The 26,007-nt window shown below is 71.6% G+C and carries 18 protein-coding genes; 12 read left to right on the top strand and 6 right to left on the bottom strand.

Features of this window, described 5'->3' with window-relative positions:
• Positions 1–326 precede the first annotated feature (326 nt).
• From OG866_RS26605 to OG866_RS26585, 5 genes are all read left to right on the top strand, one after another.
• Positions 327–4,271 (top strand): FHA domain-containing protein, encoded by a 3,945-nt coding sequence (locus OG866_RS26605; RefSeq protein WP_329344318.1) that lies wholly within the window; start codon positions 327–329, stop codon positions 4,269–4,271.
• 159 nt (positions 4,272–4,430) lie between these two features.
• On the top strand, positions 4,431–5,804 hold the full coding sequence (locus tag OG866_RS26600; protein ID WP_329338437.1) for an ABC transporter substrate-binding protein: 1,374 nt from the start codon (positions 4,431–4,433) through the stop codon (positions 5,802–5,804).
• 5 nt (positions 5,805–5,809) lie between these two features.
• The gene (locus OG866_RS26595) at positions 5,810–7,162 is read left to right on the top strand and encodes a carbohydrate ABC transporter permease (protein WP_329338436.1); all 1,353 of its coding nucleotides are present in this window, start codon (positions 5,810–5,812) and stop codon (positions 7,160–7,162) included.
• Entirely contained in the window at positions 7,159–8,040 is an 882-nt protein-coding gene (locus OG866_RS26590; RefSeq protein WP_329338435.1) for a carbohydrate ABC transporter permease, read from the top strand. The genes OG866_RS26595 and OG866_RS26590 overlap by 4 nt, the downstream gene beginning before the upstream one ends.
• 166 nt (positions 8,041–8,206) lie before the next feature.
• On the top strand, positions 8,207–10,468 hold the full coding sequence (locus OG866_RS26585) for a bifunctional glycosyltransferase/CDP-glycerol:glycerophosphate glycerophosphotransferase (protein ID WP_329338433.1): 2,262 nt from the start codon (positions 8,207–8,209) through the stop codon (positions 10,466–10,468).
• 208 nt (positions 10,469–10,676) lie between these two features.
• On the opposite strand, the gene OG866_RS26580 is transcribed toward OG866_RS26585, so the two are convergent.
• Complete coding sequence (locus OG866_RS26580) at positions 10,677–11,090, bottom strand: organic hydroperoxide resistance protein (protein ID WP_329338431.1); 414 nt, start codon at positions 11,088–11,090, stop codon at positions 10,677–10,679.
• A 116-nt stretch (positions 11,091–11,206) separates the two neighbouring features.
• Between OG866_RS26580 and OG866_RS26575 the strand changes: the two genes are divergently transcribed.
• The 3 genes from OG866_RS26575 (at position 11,207) to galE (ending at position 14,091) form a co-directional block, all read left to right on the top strand.
• On the top strand, positions 11,207–11,674 hold the full coding sequence (locus OG866_RS26575) for a MarR family winged helix-turn-helix transcriptional regulator (RefSeq protein ID WP_329338429.1): 468 nt from the start codon (positions 11,207–11,209) through the stop codon (positions 11,672–11,674).
• 58 nt (positions 11,675–11,732) lie between these two features.
• A complete protein-coding gene (locus tag OG866_RS26570) occupies positions 11,733–12,992 on the top strand; it encodes a glycosyltransferase 87 family protein (RefSeq protein ID WP_329338427.1) in 1,260 nt (419 codons plus the stop codon).
• Between the two features lie 118 nt (positions 12,993–13,110).
• Positions 13,111–14,091, top strand: a complete 981-nt coding sequence (gene galE, locus OG866_RS26565; protein ID WP_329338425.1) for a UDP-glucose 4-epimerase GalE — start codon at positions 13,111–13,113, stop codon at positions 14,089–14,091.
• A 92-nt stretch (positions 14,092–14,183) separates the two neighbouring features.
• On the opposite strand, the gene OG866_RS26560 is transcribed toward galE, so the two are convergent.
• Complete coding sequence (locus OG866_RS26560) at positions 14,184–14,822, bottom strand: TetR/AcrR family transcriptional regulator (protein ID WP_329338423.1); 639 nt, start codon at positions 14,820–14,822, stop codon at positions 14,184–14,186.
• Positions 14,823–15,058: 236 nt separating this feature from the next.
• Between OG866_RS26560 and OG866_RS26555 the strand changes: the two genes are divergently transcribed.
• Positions 15,059–15,988 carry an ABC transporter permease gene (locus OG866_RS26555; RefSeq protein WP_329338421.1) on the top strand — a complete coding sequence of 310 codons (930 nt, stop codon included), beginning with the start codon at positions 15,059–15,061 and terminating at the stop codon, positions 15,986–15,988.
• Positions 15,981–16,826, top strand: a complete 846-nt coding sequence (locus OG866_RS26550; protein ID WP_329338420.1) for an ABC transporter ATP-binding protein — start codon at positions 15,981–15,983, stop codon at positions 16,824–16,826. Before OG866_RS26555 ends, OG866_RS26550 begins: the two co-directional genes overlap by 8 nt.
• Here OG866_RS26550 and OG866_RS26545 read toward each other — a convergent pair.
• The 4 genes from OG866_RS26545 to OG866_RS26530 form a co-directional block, all read right to left on the bottom strand.
• Complete coding sequence (locus OG866_RS26545; protein WP_329338418.1) at positions 16,823–17,284, bottom strand: GtrA family protein; 462 nt, start codon at positions 17,282–17,284, stop codon at positions 16,823–16,825. The genes OG866_RS26550 and OG866_RS26545 overlap by 4 nt on opposite strands.
• A 132-nt stretch (positions 17,285–17,416) precedes the next feature.
• Positions 17,417–22,357 carry an NAD-glutamate dehydrogenase gene (locus tag OG866_RS26540; protein ID WP_329338417.1) on the bottom strand — a complete coding sequence of 1,647 codons (4,941 nt, stop codon included), beginning with the start codon at positions 22,355–22,357 and terminating at the stop codon, positions 17,417–17,419.
• Positions 22,358–22,946: 589 nt separating this feature from the next.
• Positions 22,947–23,612, bottom strand: coding sequence for an HAD family hydrolase (locus OG866_RS26535; protein WP_329338415.1), 666 nt, complete (start codon positions 23,610–23,612; stop codon positions 22,947–22,949).
• An 87-nt stretch (positions 23,613–23,699) separates the two neighbouring features.
• Entirely contained in the window at positions 23,700–24,215 is a 516-nt protein-coding gene (locus OG866_RS26530; RefSeq protein ID WP_329338413.1) for a DUF6912 family protein, read from the bottom strand.
• A 347-nt stretch (positions 24,216–24,562) separates the two neighbouring features.
• Between OG866_RS26530 and OG866_RS26525 the strand changes: the two genes are divergently transcribed.
• The gene (locus tag OG866_RS26525) at positions 24,563–25,195 is read left to right on the top strand and encodes an Rv3235 family protein (RefSeq protein WP_329338412.1); all 633 of its coding nucleotides are present in this window, start codon (positions 24,563–24,565) and stop codon (positions 25,193–25,195) included.
• A gap of 240 nt (positions 25,196–25,435) precedes the next feature.
• Positions 25,436–25,960: a toxin-antitoxin system HicB family antitoxin gene (locus tag OG866_RS26520; RefSeq protein ID WP_329338409.1), complete on the top strand. Its 525-nt coding sequence runs from the start codon at positions 25,436–25,438 to the stop codon at positions 25,958–25,960.
• Positions 25,961–26,007 lie beyond the last annotated feature (47 nt).

Below are 26,007 nucleotides of genomic sequence, written 5' to 3'. Positions count from 1 at the left end.
TTCCGGTCCACTGTAGTGCCGCATCCCCTGGCAGCGGCCTGTCGTCGTTCTGTGCGTCTTACGTACCGGTTCCCGTAGTTGTTCGAAGGAAAGACGCTCGACCCGGTCGGCCGGTTGCCAGAGCCTGACGTGACCGATCTCAAGTGATCAGTGGCGCGGCATTGGTCAGGCACTTTTGGGGGCAGAGCTGACCAATCAAGATCACTTACCGCCGGGGGGCGGGCAGACTGTCAGTGGCAGGTGCGAGGATGCGTGCAGTACTGGCCGATGTGCTCGCGCGGGGTGGGGGACTGTCCGCGCCCGGGCAGAAGGGACCGCTGACGGCGATGCAGATTCGGCTGACCGTCGTAGACCCGCTGGCCCCGCCTCCCGAGGCCGCCCGGGGCCGCACCCCGAACTGCGACGTGCTGGTCACGGCGCCCGCGGGGACGGCCCTGGCGGCGATAACCTCCGCGCTCGCCTCCGCGGTCTCCGGTGACGGCGCCACCGCCACCGGCCAGCCCGTGCTGTACGCCGGTGCCGAGCGGCTCGACGCCCAGCGCTGCACCCTCGGCGAGCCCCCGCTGACCGACGGCGCGGTGCTGTCGCTCGGCGCGCCCACCGACCCCGAGCCGCACCCCGAGGTGGCCGACGCCCCGGCCCGTCTCGACGTGGTCGCGGGCCCGGACGCGGGCGGGGTCCATCTGCTGCACGGCGGCCGGATCGAGATCGGCCGCTCCGCCGACGCCGACGTCCCGCTCGACGACCCGGACGTCTCCCGGCTGCACTGCGCGGTCACGGTCGGGGCCGATGGCCGCGTCTCCCTCGTCGACCTCGACTCCACGAACGGCACGGTGCTGGACGGCACCCGCGTGGGCACCCGCCCGGTCCGCTTCCCGCCCGGCGCCCTGCTGCGCATCGGCGAGTCGGCGCTCCGCCTGGCCCCGCCCGGCGGCCCCGGCGCCCGCCTGCACACGGCCCCGGACGGCGAGGGGCACGTACGCGTACCGGCGCCGACGGACGAGGACGCGGGTGGGGTCGACGCAGCCCCCTCCGCCCCGACCCACCACACAACCGGCACGGCCGACTGGGCCACACAGGGCCAGGGCCGGAATCAAGGACAGACTCAGGGGCAAGGCCAGACTCAAGGCCAGGGCCAGGCTCAAGGACGCGGCCAGGCTCATGGGCAGGCTCGCGGACAGGGACACGGCACCGCCGAAGAGCCCGTCGTGCCCGGCCAGGGCGGAGCCCCCCGGATCGAGAGCCGCGGGAACCGGCCGTACGAGACCCGGGGCGGCGGTTCCCGACGCCGGGTGTCCGACGTGGCGGGGGCGGCGCGTGACGCGGGTGCCGCGGGGCCGGGCGCGGGTGGCTCAGGGCTGGGCGCGGACGCGGGTGCCTCGGGGACGGGCGCGAAGGGCTCCTGGCCGGGTGCGGGAGACGGCGGACGGACCCACGCGGGACAACCCAGTGCGGGAGACAGCGGGCGGACCCACGCGGGACAGCCGGGCGCGGGAGACAGCGGACGGACGCACGGAGGACGGCTGGGCGCGGGGGAGGCGTACGCGCACGATGAGCCCCCACGCGGCAGCGACCTCGGAGGCACGCGAGGTAGCCACGCGCCCTCCGGCAACGCCCCGGCCTCTGACAGGACTTACACCGACCCGGCGCGGGGCGGCCCCACCAGCAACGCCTCGGCCCACGGCGGGGCTTCCGGCGCCCGCCCGCAGAGCGGGCCCGCGCAGGGCGCTCCCTTCGGAGGCCCGGCACAGGACGCCACTTTCGACGGCCCGACCCAGGGCGGCCCCTTCGGCGGCCCGACACAAGGCGGCTCCGTCGACGGCCCCTCACTGGGCACCCCCGTCGACGGCCCCGTGCCCGGCCGGGTCTCTCGCCGGGATGACGACGCCGCCGAGCACGCGCGTGCCGCGGACGGGGCCGATGGCACGGACGCTCCCGGGACCGGCCGCCGCAAGGGCACGCCCCTCCGCGGCACCGACGTGCCGCAGGGTCTGCGCAAGCGTGGCGGGCTCGGTGCCTGGGCGCGGCGGCTCACCGGCGGGCGGGGTGAGCAGGACGCGGCGTCGTCCCGAAGCGAGGCCTACGACGAGGAGAAGGCCGCGCCGATCGCCGAACCCGTCTCGGGGGCGCCCCAGGCGCCGGAGACCTGGCCGGACCCGGCGGCGCTGCTGCTGACGGCGTTGGGCCCGGGGCCCCGGCTGTGGGAGCGCGGCCCCGGTCACCCGGAGGCGCTCACGGTGCGGCTGGGCACGGCCGACCGGGTTGCTCCGGACGGCTCGGGTCTGCTGCCCGCGGTGCCGGTGACCGCCGATCTGCGCGAGGCGGGGGCGCTGGGTCTGGCCGGTCCGCGCGCGCGGCTGGCCGGGCTGGCCCGCGCGGTGCTCGCCCAGCTCGCCGCGCTGCACTCCCCCGACACCCTGGAGATAGTCCTGCTCAGCGCGGACCGCTCGCGCTCCGTGGCGGAGCGCACCGCCGAGTGGGCCTGGCTCGGCTGGCTCCCGCATCTGCGCCCGGTCCACGGCCAGGACTGCCGTCTGCTCCTCGCCTACGACCGCGAGCAGGCCACGGCACGCACGGAGGAACTGCTCAGGCGGCTGGAGGATCTGCCCGCGCAGCCCACAGCCGCGGCGCCCCGGCGCCCCTCCTGGGCGCAGGACGACGAAGCCGAGGGAACCCCGGGCTTCGTGGGGCCGTACACCGTCCTCGTCGTCGACGGCGACCCCGGTGGCGCCGATGTGCGCGAGGCCGTGGCGCGGCTGGCGCTGGAGGGGCCGCGGGCCGGGATCCATGTGGTGTGCCTCGCCGAGACGTCCCCGGCCTCGCCGGCGTCGCCGGTGACGGAGACGTACGAGGCGGCGTGCACGGCGGCGCCGACGTTTCGCGCGTGCGGTGCGGTCGCGCTGCTCAGCGGCGATGTGGCGACGGCACTACGGCTGCTGCGGGTGGCGCGGGCCACCGGCGGCGCGGGCACCGGCGACCTCACCCCGGTCGGCGAGACCCCGGCCGGCCCGGTCGGCCACGGCACCGTCGCCGCCGTGGACGCCGTCTCCCCCGCCTGGGCGGAACGGTTCGCGCGAGCCCTCGCCCCGTTGCGCACGGACGGCACCGGGCAGGAGCGGCACGCGCGCGTGTCGGCGCCGCTGCCCCAGCTGGCGCGGCTGCTGGACGAGCTGGGGCTGGCCAGGGCCACCCCGGCGTCGCTGATGGCCCGTTGGGCGGACGCGGCGGACGACACCGAGGCGCTCGGCGGACGGGCCTGGGCCGTGCTCGGCGCCGGCCCGCGCGGGCCGGTCAGCGCCGATCTGGTGGCCGACGGCCCGCATCTGCTGATCGAGGGACCGGCGGGCAGCGGCCGTACGGAACTGCTGCGGGCGGTCGTCGCGTCGCTGGCCGCGGCCGAGCGGCCGGACCGGCTGAGCATCGTCCTGATGGACGGCCGGGACGGTGTGGGCGCGGTGGGCGGCGGTCACGGCGAAGGCCTGCGGGTCTGCACGGACGTACCGCATGTGACCACCCATCTCGCCGCCAACGATCCCGTCCGGATGCGGGAGTTCGCGCAGTCCCTGAGCGCCGAGCTGAAGCGCCGCGCGGAGCTGCTGGGCCGGTCCGACTTCGCCGAGTGGCACACGGGCCGTGAGCTGTCGGGCCGTATGGTCGCCCAGCGCGGCGCGGCCGGGAACGGCGACCTGGACAGCCCGCCCAGCTCCACCATGCGTCTACGGCCCGGCGCGGCCCGGCAACGGACCGAGCCGGCGCCCCCGTTGCCCCGTCTCGTGGTCGTCGTCGACGACCTGGACGCGCTGGTCTCACCCCCGCTCGGCTCCCCCGGCAGACCGTCGGCGGGTTCCGTGATCCGGGCGCTTGAGGCCGTGGCGCGGGAGGGCGAGCGGCTCGGCGTCCATCTGGTCGCCGCGGCGACCTCCGGCGGCCGTACGGCGGAGTCGGAACCGGCGCGGCGGGCGTCGCTGCGGGTCACGCTGGACGCGGTGGCGGCCGGTCCGGACGAACCGGCGCCGGGGCGCGGCCGATTGACGTGGGCGGACGGCCGTACGACGGCGTTCCAGGCCGGCCGGGTCACCGGCCGTATCCCGCGGACGGCGACGCTGCGGCCGACGGTGGTGCCGTTGGACTGGCAGCGGATGGGCGATCCGCCGGCCCGCCGCCCGGTGCGCGAGCTGGGGAACGGCCCGACGGATCTTGCCCTGCTGGCCAGCGCGTTGGAGCGGGCGGCCCGGGAGGTCGCGGCCACGGAGGTGCCGTCACTTTTGTAGAGCGCGGCGCCAGGGCCGCCGTAGAACGCAGCGTTACGACGGCGCAACGATCTCCCGCTTGACACCGCACGCGGTCTTGCCGACCCCATGCCCCCGGCGTAGACCAGAGCCCACGGGACAGCGCTCGACGTTCGACGACGAACGAAGAACGGGGCAGTGATGCGCAGCACGAGCAGCACCTACCGGACACGCAGGGCCACGGCCACGGCCGCAGCCCTCCTCGCGGGAGCCCTCGTGCTCACCGCGTGCGGCGGAGACGACGACAACGCAAGCGACGACGAGAGCAAGGGCACGGGGACCGACACCTCCGTGACGCTCCCCAAGCTCGACGGCCAGACCCTGGAGGTCGCCGCCGTCTGGACCGGAGCGGAACAGGAGAACTTCACCCAGGTCCTGAAGGAGTTCACCGAACGCACCGGCGCCAAGGTCAAGTTCGTACCGACCGGCAACAACACCTCCACCTTCCTCGGCGCCAAGATCGAGGGCGGCCAGCCGCCGGACGTGGCGTTCCTGCCGCAGGTCGGTGTGCTCCACCAGTTCGCGGAGAAGAAGTGGCTCAAGCCCCTCGGGGCGGAGGCGAAGGCCCAGTTGGACAAGAACTTCTCCCAGGGGTGGCGTGACCTCGGGGCGGTCGACGGCCAGCAGTACGGGGTGTACGCGAAGGCCGCCAACAAGTCCCTGATCTGGTACAACACCGCGGCCTTCGACGCGGCCGGGATCACGGAGACGCCGAAGACCTGGAAGGATTTCCTCACCACCGCGCAGACGCTGTCCGACGCCGGTTCCCCCGCCGTGTCGATCGGCGGCGGCGACGGCTGGACGCTGACCGACTGGTTCGAGAACGTCTATCTGTCCCAGGCCGGGCCGGAGAAGTACGACCAGCTGGCCCAGCACAAGATCAAGTGGACGGACCCGTCCGTCAAGCAGGCCCTCACCACGCTCGGCGAGCTGTGGGGCAAGGACGAACTGATCGCGGGCGGCCGCAAGGGCGCGCTGGACACGGACTTCCCGAAGTCGGTCACCCAGGCCTTCACCGGGGACACCCCGGCCGCGATGGTCTACGAGGGCGACTTCGTGACCGCGAACATCAACGCCGACACCAAGGCGAAGGTGGGCACGGACGCCAAGGTCTTCCCGTTCCCGGCGGTCGGCGCCGACTCCCCCGTGGTCAGCGGCGGTGACGTGGCCGTGGCGCTGAAGGACGGCAAGGGCGCCCAGGCGCTGCTGACGTTCCTCGCCTCCACCGACGCGGCCGAGATCTGGGCGGCGCAGGGCGGCGTCCTCTCCCCCAACAAGGAGATGGACCAGAGCAAGTACAAGGACGACGTGACCCGGCAGATCGCCAAGGCGCTCATCGACGCCGGTGACGACTTCCGGTTCGACATGTCCGACCAGGCCCCGGCGGCCTTCGGCGGCACGCAGGGCACCGGCGAGTGGAAGGACCTCCAGGACTTCCTGAGCAACCCGAGCGATGTCGCGGGCGCCCAGCGGAAGCTGGAGGCCGACGCGGCCAAGGCCTACGGGTCGAGCTGACGCCGATGGCCTCGGTGGCGAACTCGGCGGAGGGCGCCGGCGCACTGCCGACGCCCTCCGTCCCTCCGCGCAAGAGCGTGACGCGGACCAGACGGTGGGTGGCGGTGCTGTTCCTGCTGCCCGCGCTGGTCCTGCTCGGCGCGCTCGTGGTCTACCCGATCGGGTACTCGATCTGGCGCAGCCTCTACGACGCCGGCGGCTCGAACTTCGTCGGCCTGGACAACTACGGCGACATCTTCAGCAACGACGCCACGCTGACGGCCGTACGCAACACGGCGATCTGGGTCGCGGTCGCGCCGGCCGTCGTCACCGCGTTCGGTTTGATCTTCGCGGTGCTGACCGAACGGGTGCGCTGGGGTACGGCGTTCAAGCTGATCGTCTTCATGCCGATGGCGATCTCGATGCTCGCGGCCGGCATCATCTTCCGGCTGGTGTACGCGGCGGACCCGGACCAGGGGGTCGCGAACGCGGTGGTGACGAGTGTGCACGACGCGTTCGTGGACTCCTCGGTCTATCCGAAGGCCCGGCCGAACGCGGCGGTGAGCGATCTGAAGGCCTCCGGCGGCGGTTCGTTCACCACGACCGGCACGGTGAAGGCCGGGACCCCCGCGCTTCTCCCGCTCGTCGGCATCGCGCCCAACAAGCTCCCCGGCACCCCCGAGGCCGCGAAGGAGGCCACCGGCGACGGCGTCGACGGCACGGTCTGGCTGGACTTCAAGCTGGGCGGCGGCGGCACGAAAGGCCAGATCGACGCCGGTGAGAAGGCGCTGAAGGGCGTCAAGATCGAGGCCGTGAAGAACGGTGAGGTCGTCGCCTCCACGAAGAGCGGCGCCGACGGCACCTTCCATCTCCCCGGCGAGGCGGACGGGGCCCAACTGAGGCTCCCCGGCTCGAACTTCGCGGCCCCCTACAACGGCATCGACTGGCTCGGCCCGACCCTGGTCACCCCGGCGATCATCGGGGCGTACGTGTGGATGTGGGCGGGCTTCGCGATGGTGCTGATCGCGGCCGGGCTGGCCGGGGTCGACCGCAACCTGCTGGAGGCGGCCCGGGTCGACGGCGCCAACGAGTGGCAGGTGTTCCGGCGGGTCACGGTGCCGATGCTGGCGCCGGTCCTGGTCGTCGTCCTCGTCACGCTGATGATCAACGTGATGAAGATCTTCGACCTGGTCTACATCATCGCCCCGCAGCCCACCATGGACGACGCCAATGTGCTGGCGCTCCAGCTCTACCAGGCGTCCTTCGGCGGCGGCAGCAGCTACGGCATCGGCAGCGCGATCGGCGTCATCCTGCTGCTGCTCGTCCTGCCGGTGATGTGGATCAATCTGCGACGGCTGCGGAAGGAGCGTGAGCGGTGACCGCTGTCGACACACCCGTGCGCGCCAAGCGTTCCCTCGCCGCCCGGGTGGCGAGCGGGACGGCCGGCGGAGCACTGCGGATCTTCCTGATCTGCATCGCGCTGGTCTGGCTGGTGCCGACCTTCGGGCTGCTGGTCTCGTCGTTCCGCGACCCGACCGACATCGCCGCCTCGGGCTGGTGGAAGGTGTTCAGCGCACCGGGCCAGCTGACCGCGCACAGCTACGAGACGCTGCTGAAGAACGAGACGATCACCGACTCCCTGTTCAACACCGTCTGGATCACGGTCCCGGCGACCTTGCTGGTGGTGCTCATCGGCGCGATGGCGGGCTACGCCTTCGCGTGGATGGACTTCAAGGGCCGCGACACCTGGTTCATGGTCGTGGTGGGGCTGCTGGTGGTGCCGGTGCAGGTGGCGCTGATCCCGCTGACCGTGCTCTTCCGGGAGCTCGGGATCTTCGGCGACATCATCGCCGCGGTCCTGTTCCACGTCGGCTTCGGACTGCCGTTCGCGATCTTCCTGTTGCGCAACTTCTTCGCGGAGATCCCCCGGGAGCTCCTGGAGGCGGCGCGCCTGGACGGGGCGGGCGAGGCCCGGCTGTTCGCCACCGTCGTCCTCCCGCTCGCGGCACCCGCACTCGCCTCGCTGGGCATCTTCCAGTTCCTGTGGGTGTGGAACGACATGCTGGTGGCGCTGGTGTTCACCAACGCCGACTCGCAGCCGCTGACGGTCGCTCTTCAGCAGCAGGTACGGCAGTTCGGCAGCAACATCGAGATCCTGGCGACCGGTGCCTTCATCTCGATGGTCATCCCGCTGATCGTGTTCTTCGCGTTCCAGCGGCAGTTCGTGTCCGGCGTGATGGCGGGCGCGGTCAAGTAGCGCGTACGACACGCGGGTTGGCGTGTCGGAGGGGACGGGCCGGGAGCGGTCCGCCCCCTCGCGTGCGCCCGGCGTCCCCCGTATGCCGCAAGCGTCGTAACCAAGTCACTCCACCGGCCGTTCCCGGGCCGAACGCCCGCGCCGACCCCACCCCCATGGATGTGCCTTGCCCAGGTTCAGTGTCATCGTCCCCGCGTACGAGGTCCAGGCGTATCTGCACGAGTGCCTGGAGTCGGTGCTCTCCCAGTCGTACCCGGATCTGGAGCTGATCGCCGTCGACGACCGCTCGCCGGACGCCTGCGGGGAGATCGTCGACGAGTTCGCGGCCCGCGATCCCCGGGTGCGGGCGGTGCACCTCGCGGAGAACCGGGGGCTCGGCCCGGCGCGCAACGCCGGTCTGGCGGCGGCCACCGGTGACTACGTGCTGTTCCTGGACGGCGACGACACCCTCACCCCGGACGCGCTCCAGGCGATCGCCGACCGGCTGAAGGAGACGGGCGAGCCGGACGTGCTGGTCCACGGCCACGCGCGCACCGACTGGCGGGGCGTGGCCGCCGGCGACGCGTCGGGCCGCCAACTCACCGAGCAGGGGCCCGCGCCGTTCCGCCTGGAGGACCGCCCCGGGCTGCTGCGGCTGACCACGGCGGCCTGGAACAAGGCGTACCGGCGGGAGTTCACGGAGCGCGCGGGCCTGCGCTTCCCGCCCGGCCACCACCCGGACATCTCCTGGACGTACCCGGCCCTGATGACGGCGGAGACCCTCGCGACACTGGACGGGGTGTGCGTGCACCACCGGCGACGCAGGCAGAACCGGCGCGGCACCACGAGCCGCTTCGACATGTTCGACCAGTACGACCGGCTCTTCGCGTTTCTCGACCAGCACCCCGAACTCGCGCGGTGGCGGCCGGTGTTGTTCCGCCGCATGGTCGACCAGCTGTCGGCGGTGTTCGCCGAGCGGGACCGGCTGTCACGGGGCGCCCGCGTCGAGTTCCTGCGCCGGGCCCGTGACCACTACCGCCGTTACCGCACCCCGGGCCACCCGGTCCCGCTGCGTGCCCACCTGCGCCACACCCTGGTCCGGCTGAACCTGCACCGCACCTACCGAGCCCTGGAGTCGGCCAAGAGGCTCGGCCACCGGACCGCGACGCTCGCCACCCGCCTGGCCAGGTCCCTCCACACGGTGGCCCTGCGGCTTCACTACCGGGTCCAGCTCCGGCTTCCCCTGCGCGAGAACCGCGCGGTCTTCGCGGCCTACCGGGGCGGCGGCCACGGCTGCAACCCGGGCGCCCTCGAATCGGCGTTCCGTGATCTCGCCCCGCACATCCGCACGGCGTGGATCGCCGACCCCGAGCACCACCACACGATCCCGGTCGCCACGCGCCGCGTCCGCCCCGGCACCGCCGCCTACTGGACGGCGCTGGCCCGCTCCAAGTACCTCGTCGACAACGTCGGGTTCGACCGTCGTCTGGTCAAGCGCCCCGGCCAGGTCCTCGTCCAGACCCAACACGGCACGCCCCTCGCGCACATGGGCCTGGACCTCCTCGAACACCCCGCCGCCGCCCGGGACATGGACGTCGAAGCGCTCCTTCAGGACGTCGACAAGTGGGACTACGTCCTGTCCGCCAACCGCCACGCCACCCTGACCTGGGAGCGCGTGTTCCCCGGCGGCTACACCACACTGCCGTACGGAAATCCCCGTAACGACGTGTTCCTGCGGGCCACTTCGGAGGACGTGCGGCGGCTGCGCGAGCAACTCGGCGTCCCGGAGGGCACGGTCGCGATCCTGTACGCGCCGGCCCATCGCGACTACCGCCGCACCCAGCGCCCCGCCCTCGACCTCGACCGCGTCCTGCGCCGCCTGGGCCCCCGCTTCGTCGTACTGGCCCGCGGGCACCACCGCCACGAGGGGCCGCTCGCCAGCGGCTCGGCCCGGGTCATCGACGTCACCGGCCACCCGAGCGTGGAGTCCCTCTGCCTCGCCTCGGACGCCCTGGTGACCGACTACTCGTCCCTGATGTTCGACTACGCGGGCCTCGACCGGCCGATCGTGATCCACGCCGCCGACGACGACCACGCGGCGTACGAGGCGGCCAGCGGCACCTACTTCGACCTGCGGTCCTTCCCGCCGGGCGCGGTCGCGCGCAGCGAGGACGAGCTGATCGACATCTTCGCCACGGGCCACTGGCGCGGCTCCCGCTCCACCCAGCTGCGCTCGGCGTTCCGCGAGCGTTTCTGCCCGTACGACGACGGACGCGCCGCCGAGCGGGTCGTACGCCATGTCGTGCTGGGCGAGACCGAGTTGCCGCCGGTGCTGCCGCTCGCCGATCGGCACCCCGTGCCGTCCGCGGCGGCGGCCCTGGCACACTCGCCCCTGGGGACGGTGCCACGGCCCGCGTCGCCCACGGCGACTCTCACCGAGAGCATCTGACCGACCCCGCCTTCCTCTTCACCGGAGTACGTATGCCGTCCAGCCCGTCCCGACCCACCCCGACCCGGCCGTCCAGCTGGCGCCCGGCCGGACGTCCGGGCCGCTGAAACACGTGAAACGGCCGCCGCGACAGGCGGGCGGCCGCTGAGAAACGCGAAGGGCCGGTGCGGGAAGCACCGGCCCTTCGTATGCGTGGCGTTCGGGACGACTACTCGATGACGAGCTCGACCGGGACGTTGCCGCGGGTGGCGTTGGAGTACGGGCAGACCTGGTGGGCGGTCTCGACGAGCTTGCGCCCGGTCGCCTCGTCGACGCCGTCCGGCAGCTCGACGCGGAGCGTCACCTTGAGGGCGAAGCCCTCACCCTGCTTGCCTATGCCGACCTCGGCGGTCACCGCGGCGTCGCTGACGTCGACCTTGGCCTGCCGGCCGACGAGACCGAGGGCGCTGCCGAAACAGGCGGCGTAACCGGCGGCGAACAGCTGCTCGGGGTTGGTGCCCTGACCGTCGCCGCCCATCTCCACCGGGAAGCTCAGCGGGAGGTCGATCTTGCCGTCGTTGGAGACGGCGCGACCCTCGCGGCCGTGGGTGGCGGTGGCGACAGCGGTGTAGAGCGCGTCCATGGAAAACCAGTCCTCTCGGAGGTCGTGACTCGGGGGTCGTGAACCCGATGACCACAAGTAGAGCACACAATTCAGTTGTGCACAATCTAATTGCCCATCCGAGGTATCCTGGGGTCATGACCTCGCCCACGACGGACTGGCTCCGCCTCGACCAGCAGATCTGCTTCTCGCTGCACGCGGCGTCCCGCGCCTTCAACGGCGTCTACCGCGTGATCCTCAAGGACCTGGGGCTCACCTACCCCCAGTACCTGGTGATGCTGGTCCTGTGGGAACAGGGCGCTCTGCCGGTCAAGAAGCTCGGCGAACACCTGCGCCTCGACTCCGGCACACTCTCGCCCCTGCTCAAGCGGCTGGAGGCGGCCGGTCTGGTGCACCGTGAGCGCAGCGCCCGCGACGAGCGGTCCGTGGAGGTGCGGCTCACCGAGGAGGGCCGGGCCCTGCGCGAGCACGCCCTCCAGGTGCCCCGCCGCATCGCCGGCGCGACCGGCTTCGACATGGACGAGATCCGCGAGCTGCGGGCCCGCCTGGACGAACTGACGACGGCGCTGGACACGGCGGCCTCGAACGCGGCGGCACAGGAGTAGTAGCCACCCGCACATATGGGCACGAAAACGGCAATCCGGCGCCTTACGATCCGGCGTGATGAGACCTCGCCCCGCCCTCCTCCTGTCCGCTGCCTGGCTCACCACCCGCGCCCTGATGCTGTGGCTGCTCGCCCACGACACGCTGCCCCTGCTGGGCGGCGGCGGTGTCGCCCGTGAGGTGTGGCGGCTGTACGCCCACTGGTACGGCGTCCTGACCACCGGCACCTTCCCCGCGAACGACCCGCTGTGGCAGTACCCGCCCGGCGCGGGCCCTGTCCTGCTGTCCCCGGCCCTGCTGCCCGGCCTGACGTACCTCCAGGCGTTCGTGGCCCTGACCCTCCTCGCCGACGCGGCGATCACGTACGCGCTGACCCGCGCGGGTGCCCGCCCCGGCCGCAGTCCGCGCGGCGCCGCCCTCTGGACCGGCGGTCTCCCGCTCCTCCTCCACGTCCCGCTCGCGCGCTACGACGTGCAGGTCACGGCCCTGGCTGTCCTCGCGCTGTTGACGTTGTCGCGCTCCACGCGTGCGTGCGGCGCGTTCGCGGCACTGGGCGCGCTGGTGAAGGTGTGGCCGGTGCTGGTGCTGCTGGGGGTGGAGCGGGGCCGCGCGACCCGGTCGGTGGGGCGGTGGGCGGCGCTGACGGGGGCGGCGACCCTCGCCCTCCTACTGGCCCGCTTCGACAACCCCCTCGCGTTCCTGCGGCAACAGGGCGGCCGGGGTGTGCAGATCGAGTCGCTCGGCGGCACGGCCCTCGGTCTCGCCACCCACGCCGGCCGGCCGGGCACGGTCCGCTACCAGTACGGCGCCCTGGAGTACACCGGTCCGTACGTCTCCCTGATCGCCCACGCCTCCCTCGCCGCCACCGCGGTCGCCGGTGGCCTCCTGCTGTGGTGGCGGGTGCGGGCCGGACACTGGACGCCGGCGACGCCGTACGACGCGGCGCTCTCGGCCGTGCTGCTGTTCACGGTGACCAGCCGGGTGATCAGCCCGCAGTACCTGGTCTGGCTGCTGGGACTGGCCGCCGTGTGCCTGACCTCGCGGCACACCGCACAGCGCCCGGTGGCCGCGCTGATCGTGGCGGCGACGGCCGTGAGCGCGGTGGCGTATCCGGTCCTGTACGCCGAGGTGGAGGCCGCGAGCTGGACGGGCTGCGCGCTGATGGTGCTGCGCAACGCGCTGCTGGTGACGGCGGCCGCCGTGTCCTTCACGCGCCTGTGGCGCACGACGAGCGCCCGGCCGGAACCACTGCGCGCGCCCACCCGTTCGCGGGGTGTGTCCACAGCCGTCTCCGGCGCCGCACCCGGCCTGGTTGACTGACACCGGTACCCGACCACGTACCGAGCACGACCACCACCGACCACCACGACGACCACCGACCGCGATGAGCACCGACCGCGATGACCATCACGCTCCACTGACGAGGGGACGGCCGTACATGACCTGGCTGATCACCGGCGGCGCCGGATACATCGGGGCGCACGTCGTACGGGCGATGGCCGAGGCGGGCGAGGGCACGGTGGTGTACGACGACCTGTCGACGGGCATCGCCGAGCGGGTCCCGGACGGGGTGCCGCTGGTGGTCGGCTCCACGCTGGACGGCGAGCGGGTGGCACGCGCGCTGGCCGACCACGGGATCACCGGGGTCGTGCATCTGGCGGCGAAGAAGCAGGTGGGCGAGTCGGTCGATCTGCCACTGCACTACTACCGGGAGAACGTGGAGGGGCTGCGCGTCCTGCTGGAGCAGGTGACCGGGGCCGGGGTGCCGTCGTTCGTCTTCTCGTCCTCGGCGGCGGTGTACGGCATGCCGGACGTGGAGCTGGTGACGGAGGAGACGCCGTGCGTGCCCATGTCGCCGTACGGCGAGACAAAGCTGGCGGGCGAATGGCTGGTCCGCGCGACGGGCCGGGCGACCGGTCTGGCCACCGCGTCCCTGCGCTACTTCAACGTGGCGGGCGCGGCGACCCCCGCCCTCGCCGACACCGGCGTCTTCAACCTGATCCCCATGGTCTTCGAGAAGCTCACGGAGAACGCGCCCCCGCGCATCTTCGGGGACGACTACCCGACCCCCGACGGCACCTGCGTCCGTGACTACATCCACGTGGTCGACCTGGCCGAGGCCCATGTGGCGGCGGCCCGCGCCCTCCGCTCCGCCCCCGGCCGTGACCTCACCCTCAACATCGGCCGCGGCGAAGGCGTCTCCGTCCGCGAGATGATCGACCGGATCAACGCCGTCACCGGCCACGACCGCCCCCCGACCGTCACCCCGCGCCGCCCCGGCGACCCGGCCCGCGTCGTCGCCGCCGCCGACCGCATCACCACCGAACTCGGCTGGAAGGCCCGACACGACGTCGAGGACATGATCACGTCGGCCTGGGAGGGCTGGGTACGGCTGCACCCGGAGGCGGCCCGCGACTGACCGCGCCCGCCCCGGCACGCCCCCCGCATGGCCCGGGGCGGCCTCACCGACGTGCCCCGAGATGCCGCGAGAGCCACCGAGAGCCCCGAGGTCTACAACGCCTTGATCGCCGCCGCCGTCGCCCGCGCGAGCGCGTCGAGGTACCCCTTGGGCAGCTTCGGGCTGCGGATCACGACCGACCGCCAGTACAGCGGCCCGGAGATCAGGTCCAGAGCCAGCTCGTCATCCAGGCCCACCCGGACCTCACCGCGCTGCTCCGCCGCCACGATGATCTTGCTGGCGACGCCCTCCTGACCGTCCCGCACCGCCTTCTGCACGGCCTCGTCGATCTCGGGGTTGCGGGCCGCCTCGGCCTGGAGGTCCGGCAGGATCTGCGAGGCCACCGGGTGCCGCAGCGCCCGTGACGTCACCTCGTACAGCAGCCGCAGGTCGCTCTCCAGGGCGCCCGTGTCCGGCGCCGGAAGCCCCTGCACGGCGAGCGCCGACACCACGTCGAGCACCAGGTGCAGCTTGGAACGCCAGCGGCGGTACACCGCCGTCTTGCCGACGCCCGCGCGGCGCGCGATCCCCTCGATGGACATCCGCGCGTAGCCGACGGCCGCGAGCTCCTCGAAGACGGCCGCGCGAATGGCTTCCGTCACGTCCTCCCGCAGCACGGCCGCCCCGGCGGGTGCCCGGCGGCGCGGACGCGTCTGAGGCTCCTCGGCGTTGGTCGTCATACGGACCAGCATAGGGCGTTACGACGATACGGTCCCGTCCCCACGCAGAACGTGACGACGAAACGGGACCGTCCCCACGCAACTCGTCACGACGAAACGGTTGCGTTCCGACGCCGACTCGGCCTACGCTCACGTTGCGACGATACGGTCCCGTCCCGACGTAAGAGAACGTGAAGAGTCACGTAAGGAAACTTCCGGCGACGAGCCCGGTCACCGCACTCCACCCCCCTTGAGCGAAAGCAGCGGATGTGAGCCAGGTCCTCCACACACCGCCCCCGACGGAGGCGGCGCCCCCCATGCCCGCCGCCGGCGACCTCGCGGCCCTCGCCGCCCGCCACGGCCTCTCGGTCAGCGGTGCCCGACCGACCCTGCCCGAGTACATCCGCCAGCTGTGGGCCCGGCGCCACTTCATCACCGCGTTCTCGACCGCCAAGCTCACCGCCCAGTACAGCCAGGCGAAGCTCGGTCAGATCTGGCAGGTGATGAACCCGCTGCTCAACGCGGCGGTGTACTTCCTCATCTTCGGTGTGCTGCTCGGCACCAAGAAGGGCGTTCCGGACTACGTCCCGTTCCTGGTGACGGGCGTGTTCATCTGGACGTTCACCCAGAGCTCGATCCTGGCGGGCACCCGCGCGATCTCCGGCAACCTCGGTCTGGTGCGCGCCCTGCACTTCCCGCGGGCCGCGCTGCCGATCTCGTTCTGCCTCCAGCAGCTCCAGCAGCTGCTGTTCTCCATGTGCGCCCTCGTCGTGATCCTGCTCTGCTTCGGTGTGCCGGTGGCGGCGTCCTGGGTGCTGGCGGTCCCGGCGCTGGTCCTCCAGTTCGTCTTCAACGCCGGCGTCTCGATGGTCATGGCCCGGCTCGGCGCCAAGACCCCGGACATCGCGCAGCTGATGCCGTTCGTGCTGCGTACGTGGATGTACGTCTCGGGCGTCATGTGGAGCATCGAGCACCTGGCGAGCAAGCACAGCGACTGGCCGTCGTGGGTCGTCCCCGTCCTCCAGGCCAACCCGGCCGCCGTCTACATCGACCTGATGCGCTTCGCCCTGATCGACAGCTTCCACGCGAGCCAGCTGCCGGCCCATGTGTGGCTGATCGCGACCGGCTGGGCCCTGCTCGCCGGAGTCGGCGGCTTCATCTACTTCTGGAAGGCTGAGGAGACGTACGGCCGTGGCTGAGAACGCGAACATCAACGACCAGGTACCCGCCCCCACCGTGATCGCGGACAACGTGGACATCGTCTACCGCGTCAACGGCACCGGCGCCGGCAAGGGCTCCGCGACCGCCGCCCTCAACCGCATCCTGCGCCGCGAGAAGACCGAGAAGGCGTCCGGTGTGCGCAAGGTGCACGCCGTGAAGAAGGTGTCGTTCGTCGCCTACAAGGGCGAGGCCATCGGCCTCATCGGCACCAACGGCTCCGGGAAGTCGACCCTGCTCAAGGCCGTCGCCGGCCTCCTCCCCGTGGAGAGCGGCGCCATCTACACCGACGGCCAGCCCTCCCTCCTCGGCGTCAACGCGGCCCTGATGGGCGACCTCACCGGCGAGCGCAACGTCTACCTCGGCGGCCTCGCGATGGGCATGTCCCGCGAGCAGATCAAGGAGCGCTACCAGGACATCGTCGACTTCTCCGGCATCAACGAGAAGGGCGACTTCATCACCCTGCCCATGCGCACGTACTCCTCCGGCATGGGCGCCCGGCTCCGCTTCTCCATCGCCGCCGCCAAGGACCACGACGTCCTCCTCATCGACGAGGCCCTCGCGACCGGCGACCGCTCCTTCCAGAGGCGCTCCGAGCAGCGCATCCGCGAGCTGCGCAAGCACGCCGGCACGGTGTTCCTGGTCAGCCACAACAACAAGTCGATCCGCGACACCTGCGACCGGGTGCTGTGGCTGGAGCGCGGTGAGCTGCGCATGGACGGGCCGACCGAGGACGTCCTGAAGGAGTACGAGGCTTTCACCGGTGACAAGACGCCGGTCAAGGCCAAGGCCAAACCGAAGGCGAAGGCTGCCGTCTAGACCGTCTCGTGCTGGAAGACCCACGTCCGGTAGACCAGGAACCGGAAGGCCGACGCCAGCACGATCGACACGGCCTTCACCCCGTTCGACTCGAACGGACCGTGCAGGCCGAGGCCGTGATAGCCGACGTAGAACAGACCGCTCTCCATCGCCACGCCGATACCGCTGAAGACGAAGAACAGCAGGATCTGCCCGCGGGTGCGGGACTCCCGGTCGCGGTAGGCGAAGAAGCGGAAGCCGAGGTAGTTGGTGGCCATGGCGACGAGGCTCGCGAGCACCGTCGCCACCATCGCCCGCCGTCCGAGGCCGTGCAGCAGCAGGTTGAAGACGGCGAAGTTCACCACGACGCCGCTGCCGCCGACGAGCCCGAAGTTCACCACTTCACGGACGGTCCGCCTGAGCCGCGTGAGCAACGGCGCGGGAGCGGCCACTCGCTCCTCCGAAAGATTCACGGTCACGGCACAAGGCTTAGCCGCAGACGGTAAGCGCTCCCCTCGCCTTTGCCTAAAGCAAGCCAAGAAAAGGGCGCCCCAAGCCGATTGAGGCCTGGGGCGCCCTGGTGCTCGTACCGCACTACGAGCTCGTACGGCCTACGAGTGCGTCCGCAGCAGCGTGCGCATCGTCCGCATGGCCACCGACAGGTTGGCGAGGTCGAACGTCTCCGAGCCCTGGATCTCCTCCAGGGTCGAGCGCGCCCGGCCGAGGATCGCCGCGTTCTTCTCCTCCCAGGCCTTGAAGCGCTGCTCGGGAGTGGATGTGCCGTTGCCGACGGCGAGGACGTCCGCGGTCACGGCCGCGTGGGCCGCGTAGAGGTCCTCGCGGATGGAGGCGCGGGCCATGGACTGCCAGCGGTCCGCGCGGGGCAGCTCGATGATGCGGTCCATGAGCTGGGTGATGTGCAGCCGGTCGGCAAGGTCGTAGTAGACCTCGGCGACCTCCAGCGGCTCCTTGCCGTTGCGGTCGGCCACCAGGACGATGTCGAGCGTCGGGAAGGCGGAGGAGAACCCGGCCACGCGCGTGGCGAGTTCGTCCGGGACACCGGCGCCCGACAGCTCGTCGTAGATCTGCTGGTACCACTCCAGATCCGCGCCCCGCAGCAGCTTCGGCAGCTGCGACCACACCTGCTCGACCCGTTCGCCGAAGAACTCGACGGTCTCGGCGAGTTGGAGCGGCTGCGGCCGGTTGTTGAGCAGCCAGCGCGTGCCCCGCTCGACGAGCCGGCGCGAGTGCAGCCGGATACGGGTCTGTACGGCGGCCTCGACCTGGTTGTCGAGGGACTCCACCCCGTCCCACACGGCGCCCGAGCGGAAGATCGCGCGGGCCGCGGTCTGCGCCCGGACGATCTCCTCCAGGGAGGCCCCGGTCTCCTCGCGCAGCCGGTGCAGATAGGTCGTACCGCCCGTGTTGACCGTGTCGTTGACGAGGACCGTCGTGATGATCTCGCGGGCCAGCGGGTGGCTGTGCATCTGCTCGGCGAACTTCTCGTGCAGCGCGGTCGGGAAGTACGCGTCGAGCAGGGTGCGCAGATAGGGGTCGTCGGGCAGCGAGGTGTGCAGCAGCTCGTCGGAGACCGTGATCTTCGTGTACGCCAGCAGCACGGCCGTCTCCGGGCCGGTCAGGCCCTGGCCGTTGGTCAGGCGCTCGCGGATCTGGCGGTCGGTGGGCAGGAACTCCAGGGCCCGGTCGAGATGGCCTTCCCTGACCAGGTGGCGCATGAAGCGCTGCTGGGCGTGGAGCATGTCCTTGGACTGGGCCAGCGCGTTGGCGATGGCGGTGTTCTGCGCGTAGTTGTTGCGCAGGACCAGACGGCCGACCTCGTCGGTCATCTCGGCGAGCAGCTTGTTGCGCTGCTTGACGGTCATGTCGCCTTCGGTGACCAGGCCGTTGAGCAGGATCTTGATGTTCACCTCGTGGTCGGAGGTGTCCACGCCCGCGCTGTTGTCGATGGCATCGGTGTTGATCTTGCCGCCGTGCAGCGCGAACTCGATCCGGCCGAGCTGGGTCAGGCCGAGGTTGCCGCCCTCGCCGACGACCTTGACGCGCAGGTCGGCGCCGTCGACGCGGATCGGGTCGTTGGCCTTGTCGCCGACGTCCGCGTGGGTCTCCACGCTCGACTTCACGTAGGTGCCGATGCCGCCGTTCCACAGCAGGTCGACCGGCGCCTTGAGAATCGCCTTCATCAGGTCGGCCGGCGTCATCTTGGACACCTTGCCCTCGATGCCGAGGGCCTCGCGGATGTGCGCGTTGACCGGGATGGCCTTGGCGCTGCGCGGGAAGACACCGCCGCCGGCCGAGATCAGCTCGGCGTTGTAGTCGGCCCAGGAGCTGCGCGGCAGCTCGAAGACGCGGCGGCGCTCCGCGTAGGAGGTCGCCGAGTCCGGCTTCGGGTCGATGAAGATGTGCCGGTGGTCGAAGGCGGCGACCAGGCGGATGTGCTCGCTGAGCAGCATGCCGTTGCCGAACACGTCACCGGACATGTCACCGATGCCGACGACCGTGAAGTCCTCGGTCTGGGTGTCGACGTCCAGCTCCTGGAAGTGCCGCTTGACGGACTCCCAGGCACCGCGCGCGGTGATGCCCATGCCCTTGTGGTCGTAGCCGGCCGAGCCACCGGAGGCGAAGGCGTCGCCGAGCCAGAAGTTGTACGACTCGGCCACCCCGTTGGCGATGTCCGAGAAGGTCGCGGTGCCCTTGTCGGCGGCGACGACGAGGTAGGTGTCGTCCTCGTCGTGCCGGACGACGTCGGCGGGCGGGACGACCTCGCCGGCCACCATGTTGTCGGTGATGTCGAGCAGCGCCGAGATGAACACCTTGTAGCTGGCGATGCCCTCGGCCAGCCACGCCTCCCGGTTCACGCCCGGGTCGGGCAGCTGCTTGGCGACGAAGCCGCCCTTGGCGCCGACCGGCACGATGACGGTGTTCTTCACCATCTGCGCCTTCACCAGGCCGAGGATCTCGGTCCGGAAGTCCTCACGCCGGTCGGACCAGCGCAGACCACCGCGCGCGACCTTGCCGAACCTGAGGTGCACGCCCTCGACGCGCGGCGAGTAGACCCAGATCTCGTACGCCGGGCGCGGTGCGGGGAGGTCCGGGATGACCTGCGGGTCGAACTTCATGGAGACGTAGTCGTGCGGCTTGCCGCCGAACGCCTCCTGGAAGAAGTTCGTGCGCAGGGTCGCCTTGATGACGGTCAGGAAGGAGCGCAGGATGCGGTCCTCGTCGAGGCTCGCGACCTGGTCGAGCGCCGCGTCGACCTCTTCGAGGAGCGCGTCCACGATCTCGCGCCCGGCCCGCTGCCGGTCCGGCGACATCCGCGCCTCGAACAGGGAGATGAGCAGGCGCGTGGTGTGGACGTTGTTGCGGAGGGTGTCCTCCATGTAGTCCTGCGAGAACGTGGAGCCCGCCTGGCGCAGGTACTTGGCGTACGCCCGCAGCACCATCGCCTGCCGCCAGCCGAGGCCCGCGCTGAGCACGAGGGCGTTGAAGCCGTCGTTCTCCGCCTTGCCGGTCCAGGTCGCGGCGAAGGCCTCCTGGAAGCGCTCACGGCCGTCGTCGCCGAGGTAGTCCCCGGCGCCGTTCTGCGACTTGGGCATGCGCAGCCCGAAGTCGTAGATCCAGGCCGTCGTACGGTCCGAGCAGCGCAGTTCGTACGGCCGCTCGTCGGTCACCTCGACGCCGAGGCGGCTGAGCACCGGCAGCACCGCGGACAGGGAGACGGCCTCGCCCTTGCGGTAGATCTTGAAGCGGCGCTCCTCGGGGGCCGAGCCGACGGGCTCGTACAGGCTCAGGGCGAAGTTGTTCTCCTCGGTGAGCTGCTCCAAGTGGCACAGGTCGGCGACGGCCGCGCGCGGGGTGTGGTCGGCCTTGTAGCCCTCGGCGAAGGCGCTGCCGTAGCGGCGCAGCAGTTCGGCGGCGCGCTCCTCGCCCAGCTCGCCGGTGAGGGCCTCGGCGAACCCGTCGGCCCAGGAGCGGGCGGCCTCGACGAGGCGGGCCTCGATGCGCTCCTTGTCGCTGTCGCTGAGCTCGGGCAGCTCGGTGCCCTGCGGGACCCGGACCACGAAGTGCAGCCGGGAGAGGATCGACTCGGTGTTCCAGGCGGTGAAATCGACGCTGATACCGCCGAGTTCCTCCTTCAGGATGTCGATGATCCGCAGCCGGACGCCGGTGGTGTACCGGTCGCGGGGCAGGTAGACGAGGGCCGAGTAGTAGCGGCCGTACTCGTCCTGGCGCAGGTAGAGCCGCAGCCGGCGCCGCTCCTGGAGGTAGAGGACGCTGGTGACGATGGACTGGAGCTCGTCGGCCGGGGTCTGGAAGAGCTCGTCGCGCGGGTAGGTCTCCAGGATCTGGAGCAGGTCGCGCCCGTCGTGGCTGTTGGGCGAGAACCCGGCGCGCTGGAGCACCTCGGCCACCTTGCGGCGGATGACGGGCACCCGGCGCACGGACTCGGTGTAGGCCGCGGAGGAGAACAGCCCGAGGAAGCGCCGCTCACCGACGACGTTGCCCTCGGCGTCGAACTTCTTCACGCCGATGTAGTCGAGGTACGACGGCCGGTGCACGGTCGCGCGGCTGTTGGCCTTGGTCAGCACCAGGAGCTTGTGCTCGCGCGCCTTGGCGCGGGCGTCGGCGGGCAGCCGCTCGAAGGAGGGGCTGACGGGGTGGCTCTCGTCCTCGGCGTGATGCGGGTCGGAGCGCAGGATGCCGAGGCCGGTGCCCGGCACGGCGGCGAGGGAGTCGTCCTCACGGAGCTGGTACTCGCGGTACCCGAGGAAGGTGAAGTGGTCGGCGGCCAGCCAGCGCAGCAGCTCACGGGCCTCCTCGATCTCCTGCTCGCGCAGGTCGGAGGCGACGGGCTCGGCGGGCAGCTCCTCGGCCATCCGCAGCGCCGCGTCCCGCATCTTCTCCCAGTCCTCGACCGTCTCGCGGACGTCCGACAGCACCCGCAGCAGATCGGCGGTGATCTGCTTGAGGTCCGCACGGTCGGTCTCGCGGTCGATCTCGACGTGGATCCAGGACTCGGTGTGCGCGTCGTGCGCGAGCTCGCTCCGGTCGCCGGCGAGGCGCTGCGGAAGCACCTCGATCAGCTGCCCGGTGAGGTCCCTGCGGACGACGACCTGCGGGTGGATGACGACGTGGATCCCGCGCCCCTGCCGGGTCAGCTCGTTGGTGACCGAGTCGACCAGGAAGGGCATGTCGTCGGTGACGACCTCGACGATCGAATGACTGCACGCCCAGCCGTTCTCCTCCACGGTAGGCGTGAGGACCCGCACATTGGCCGTGCCCTGTGGCCGGTTCTCGGCCAGCCGGTAGTGGGAGAAGGCGGCTCCGAAGACGTCGACCGGGTCGCGGTCGGTGAGGTCCTCCGGGGCGGTGTGCAGGTAGTAGCGCTGGAGGAACGCGAGCACGGACTCCCGGTCAGGGGTGCCCTCGTCCGTCGTCCCGGTCGGTAGATGCCCCCCGACCGGGCTGTTCTCAGCTACCCGGGCGGCCCTCTCGAGCAGCTCGGCCTTGGCTTCGTCCAGCTTGGTCTGCATTGTCCTCTGGCTCCTGTCGCGCGCCGTTGCGTGACGTTGAAGGAAGTTCGGTCTCTTCCTCTACGGCTCTACGCCACGGCCCGGGGTGTCCGGTCCGTTCCGACGCTATGCCGCGAGGCGAGATGGGCGGGGTGATATCAGCCAATGTCGACGCCCTCGAAGGGTGTGACGCTGCTCTCTGGGAGGCCCTGTCATGGGGTGTGCGCGGCGCCCTGGAGGGTTCCGCACCTCCGTCCCGCCCGCGCGGACCAGCGACTGACGCCCGGACACGGATGTCGTCCGTGTTCTCCGGGCGCAGGGCAGGGGCGACAGTGCCCCCGCGAGATATCGCGCTGATCACGCCACCAAGGCTATCGCTCCTTGCGGGGGCCCCGTCATGAGCCGTATGTGTACAAAACCGGGGGTCGAACTTTGACGTTCTGCACAATCCCCGACCCTCGTGCCACGTGCTTGCTTCTTGCTTGCTTCTTGACGGTGCCGAGGGCGAAGGCACGGGTGACGTGGGCGCTGAGGGGGTGCTGAGGGGGCGCCATTGCAGGGTAGGCAGTCGCGCCACTGGGGCGCCGCCTCGACCGCTGCGGGGCGCCGGTTACGCCACTATCCGCTCTGCCTCCGCGACAGCCTCGGCCAGCGAGTCGACGACCGGAACGCCGACCGCCTCAAGGCTCGCCCGCCCGTGCGACCCCCCGGTGTACAGCACCGCCCGCGCCCCCACGTGCAACGCGGCCACCGCGTCATCGGCAGCGTCCCCGATCACCACCGTACGAGCCGGATCCACCCCGGCGAGCGCCGCGACGTGTCGCTCCATGTGCTCGGCCTTGCTGCCCCCGGACGGCCCGGTACGCCCGTCGACCCGAACGAAGTGCGCCTCGATCCCGAACCCGCGCACCAGGGGCACCAGGTCCTCGTGCCCGTACATGCTGAGGATGGACTGGCTGCGCCCCGCCGACCGCCACCCGACGAGCAACTCCGTCGCGCCGGCCGTCAGTCCGCACCCCACCCGGTGCTCGGTGTAGTACCGGTGGAAGGTCTCGTCCATGACCAGCCACTCGGCCTCACTGGGCAGCCGCCCCATCAACCGCTCGTAGAACTTCGGCACCGGCACGCAGTACAGCGCCCGGTACTGCTCCATCGTGATCGGCGCGAGCCCCAGCTCGGCGAACGCCGCGTTCGTCGCCCCGATGATCGCGTCGTTGTCGTGGAACAGCGTCCCGTTCCAGTCCCAGACGATGTGCGCGCCCATGTGCATCCCCATGCCGAAAACGTACCCGCCCCCACTGACAATCAAGAGACGCGCAGGTCAGGGGCCCAGTCGGCGTCTAACCGGCACGGACAGGGAGCTTCAGCCAGCCAGCCCCACCAGGTTCTCGATCTCCTGCGTGGCGTACCAGAGCAGCTCGTGGTCCTCGGTCCCGTCCACGACGAACTGCGCGTCGTCGTCCCCGTCGTCCGCCGCCGCCAGCGCCCGCGCCCCCGCGGCCACGTCGTCCTCGGCGTCGCTCGCGTCGACATGCACCGCGGCCGCCTTGGCCAGCGCCACGCCCCGGGCCACCCGGACCTCGCCGAGCGCCGCCGGATCGAGCCCGCGGTCCGGGTCGGCCACCGCCGCGCCGTCGGGCACGTCGACCGCGACCACGACCCGGCGCCGTACCGCCTCGGGGTCGGCCGCCAGCAGCCGCAGCGAGGCGAGCGCGGCCCGGTTCAGCGCCGCGTACTCCAGCTCCTCGATGTCGTCGGAGACGTACCACTCGCGCAACGCGGGCGTCACTGCGTAGGCGACGAGCGGACCGGGACCCAACTCGCCCGTCTTGTACGCCTCGGCGAGACCGGAGAGGGTCAGGGGGACGTAGACGCGCATGGTTGCCGCTTTCGTGGTCGGAGAAGCGTGGACGAGGCTCCACGGGGGCCTTTCGACAGGACGTCGACGGCCTCCCGAAGAGCCTTCAGGATACGTGCGGGCGTCCCCTTTCGAGTCCCTGCCCATCCACCCGAAGGCGTCCACCCGCGTCCGGAAACTCACCCGGCGCACCCCCGCGGTCACGGGCTTCCGGCCTCCGACATCACCCGGATAAGCGAACCTTCCGGCCCCTCGCCCCGGCCCCCGGCCTTCCTTGCCGCCGTCGCCCTCCACCCCGTACAAGATCCTCAACCGCCGAAGTTACCGCCCGGTACGCAACGCTCCGGGCTCCACGAACGGGGATCTCCATGAACAAGGTCATGACCAGGTCGCAGCCCCGCCCCGGCACCCGCCCGCCGAGCCGCCGCGACACCCGCCGCCCCGGCGGCGCCCCGCCCCGCACCCCGGCCGGCGGCGCGCCCCGCGCCGCCTCCGACGACGGCCGCCCGCCGGGCTCCCCGAACAGCACCGGCCCCACCACCCGCGCCAGGCCCACGGACAACCGCCCACCGACCCTCACGGGCCCGACCGCACTCAGCACGGACGCCCGCAGCACCTCCACCACCCGCAGCACGCCCAGCGCCCTCGGACCCGTCCCCCAGCTCCACCCCACCGACCACATCGCCGAACTCCTCGTCCTGGTCCTCAGTGGTCAGCGCCCGGTCCACTCGATGCTCCGGCACACCGTCGGGCAGGCCTACGACGAACTGGCCGAGCTCGCCGAGCGCGGTCCCCTCCGCGCCCGCGGCACCCGCCCCGTAATCCGCGACATCGGCTACTACGTCCCGCGCCCCGGCACCTTCGAGGCCTTCGCCCGCATCGGCGCCGGCGACCAGCTGCGCGCCATGGCCTTCCGCGTGGAACAGGGCCGGGACCGCCGCTGGCGCTGCACCGCGGTGGAACTGGGTGGCCACCGCGACCGCCGCACGGACGACAACTGAGACCCGCAACCCAAAGCGCCCCGACGCCACCGCAACACCTAATGGCACCGCGTGGCACCGCGTGGCGCCGCGTGATGCCATTCGGTGCCACGTCGCACCGAGCAGCACCGCGTGGCACCACCACAAGCCATCCCAGCGTCTCCGAATTTCCGCAGGTCAAGGCACCATCCCACACCTCCATCCCCTCCCCGACGCCACCCGAGCTTGCGCATGGCACCAAAGTGATGCCATGATGACGCCATGGACCTCACCCCCTACGTCGACACCCTCCGCCGCGAACTCGCGGTGGCCGCCGAGGCCGGCGGCGACGAAGCCCGCGAGCTGGCCGAGCGGCTCACCGCTCCCCTGGAGTCGGCGACCCGGCTGACCATGCTCAACGTGCTCTCCGCCGCGATGGACGAGATCACCCGCGAACTCGCCCCCGGCTCGGTCGACGTACGGCTTCGCGGCCTCGACCCCGATTTCGTGGTGACCCCGCCGCCCACCTACGCCGACTCCCCCGCCGTCGAACCGTTCCCCACCTCGGCCCCGACCCCGACCCCTGCCCCGGTCCCTGCCGACGGCGACGAGGGCGGCACCGCCCGCATCAACCTGCGACTGCCGGCCCCCCTCAAGGCCCGTGCCGAGGAGGCCGCGAACCGCGAGGGCCTGTCGGTCAACGCGTGGCTGGTGCGCGCCGTGTCGGCCGCGGTGGACGGCGGGGCACAGCCCCGTACGGCACAGAAGACCCGCACCGGACAGAACTTCACGGGCTGGGTGCGCTAGCCCCGCCCACCATCCACTTCACCCACACCACGTCCCACCTGCGGGGA

The sequence above is a fragment of the Streptomyces sp. NBC_00663 genome (assembly GCF_036226885.1).
Classification (GTDB): Bacteria; Actinomycetota; Actinomycetes; order Streptomycetales; family Streptomycetaceae; genus Streptomyces.
The sequence above is the reverse complement of the archived record's forward strand: the minus strand, read 5'-3'. Positions and strand labels throughout refer to the sequence as shown.

Excerpts from the sequence above, each read along its gene's own strand:
- OG866_RS26525 (WP_329338412.1), top strand. The coding sequence starts at position 24,563 with ATGAACAAGGTCATGACCAGGTCGCAGCCCCGCCCCGGCACCCGCCCG.
- OG866_RS26520 (WP_329338409.1), top strand. The coding sequence starts at position 25,436 with ATGGACCTCACCCCCTACGTCGACACCCTCCGCCGCGAACTCGCGGTG.
- OG866_RS26605 (WP_329344318.1), top strand. The coding sequence starts at position 327 with ATGCAGATTCGGCTGACCGTCGTAGACCCGCTGGCCCCGCCTCCCGAG.
- galE (WP_329338425.1), top strand. The coding sequence starts at position 13,111 with ATGACCTGGCTGATCACCGGCGGCGCCGGATACATCGGGGCGCACGTC.
- OG866_RS26575 (WP_329338429.1), top strand. The coding sequence starts at position 11,207 with ATGACCTCGCCCACGACGGACTGGCTCCGCCTCGACCAGCAGATCTGC.
- OG866_RS26530 (WP_329338413.1), bottom strand. The coding sequence starts at position 24,215 with ATGCGCGTCTACGTCCCCCTGACCCTCTCCGGTCTCGCCGAGGCGTAC.
- OG866_RS26580 (WP_329338431.1), bottom strand. The coding sequence starts at position 11,090 with ATGGACGCGCTCTACACCGCTGTCGCCACCGCCACCCACGGCCGCGAG.
- OG866_RS26600 (WP_329338437.1), top strand. The coding sequence starts at position 4,431 with ATGCGCAGCACGAGCAGCACCTACCGGACACGCAGGGCCACGGCCACG.
- OG866_RS26540 (WP_329338417.1), bottom strand. The coding sequence starts at position 22,357 with ATGCAGACCAAGCTGGACGAAGCCAAGGCCGAGCTGCTCGAGAGGGCC.
- OG866_RS26560 (WP_329338423.1), bottom strand. The coding sequence starts at position 14,822 with ATGCTGGTCCGTATGACGACCAACGCCGAGGAGCCTCAGACGCGTCCG.
- OG866_RS26535 (WP_329338415.1), bottom strand. The coding sequence starts at position 23,612 with ATGGGGATGCACATGGGCGCGCACATCGTCTGGGACTGGAACGGGACG.
- OG866_RS26570 (WP_329338427.1), top strand. The coding sequence starts at position 11,733 with ATGAGACCTCGCCCCGCCCTCCTCCTGTCCGCTGCCTGGCTCACCACC.
- OG866_RS26595 (WP_329338436.1), top strand. The coding sequence starts at position 5,810 with ATGGCCTCGGTGGCGAACTCGGCGGAGGGCGCCGGCGCACTGCCGACG.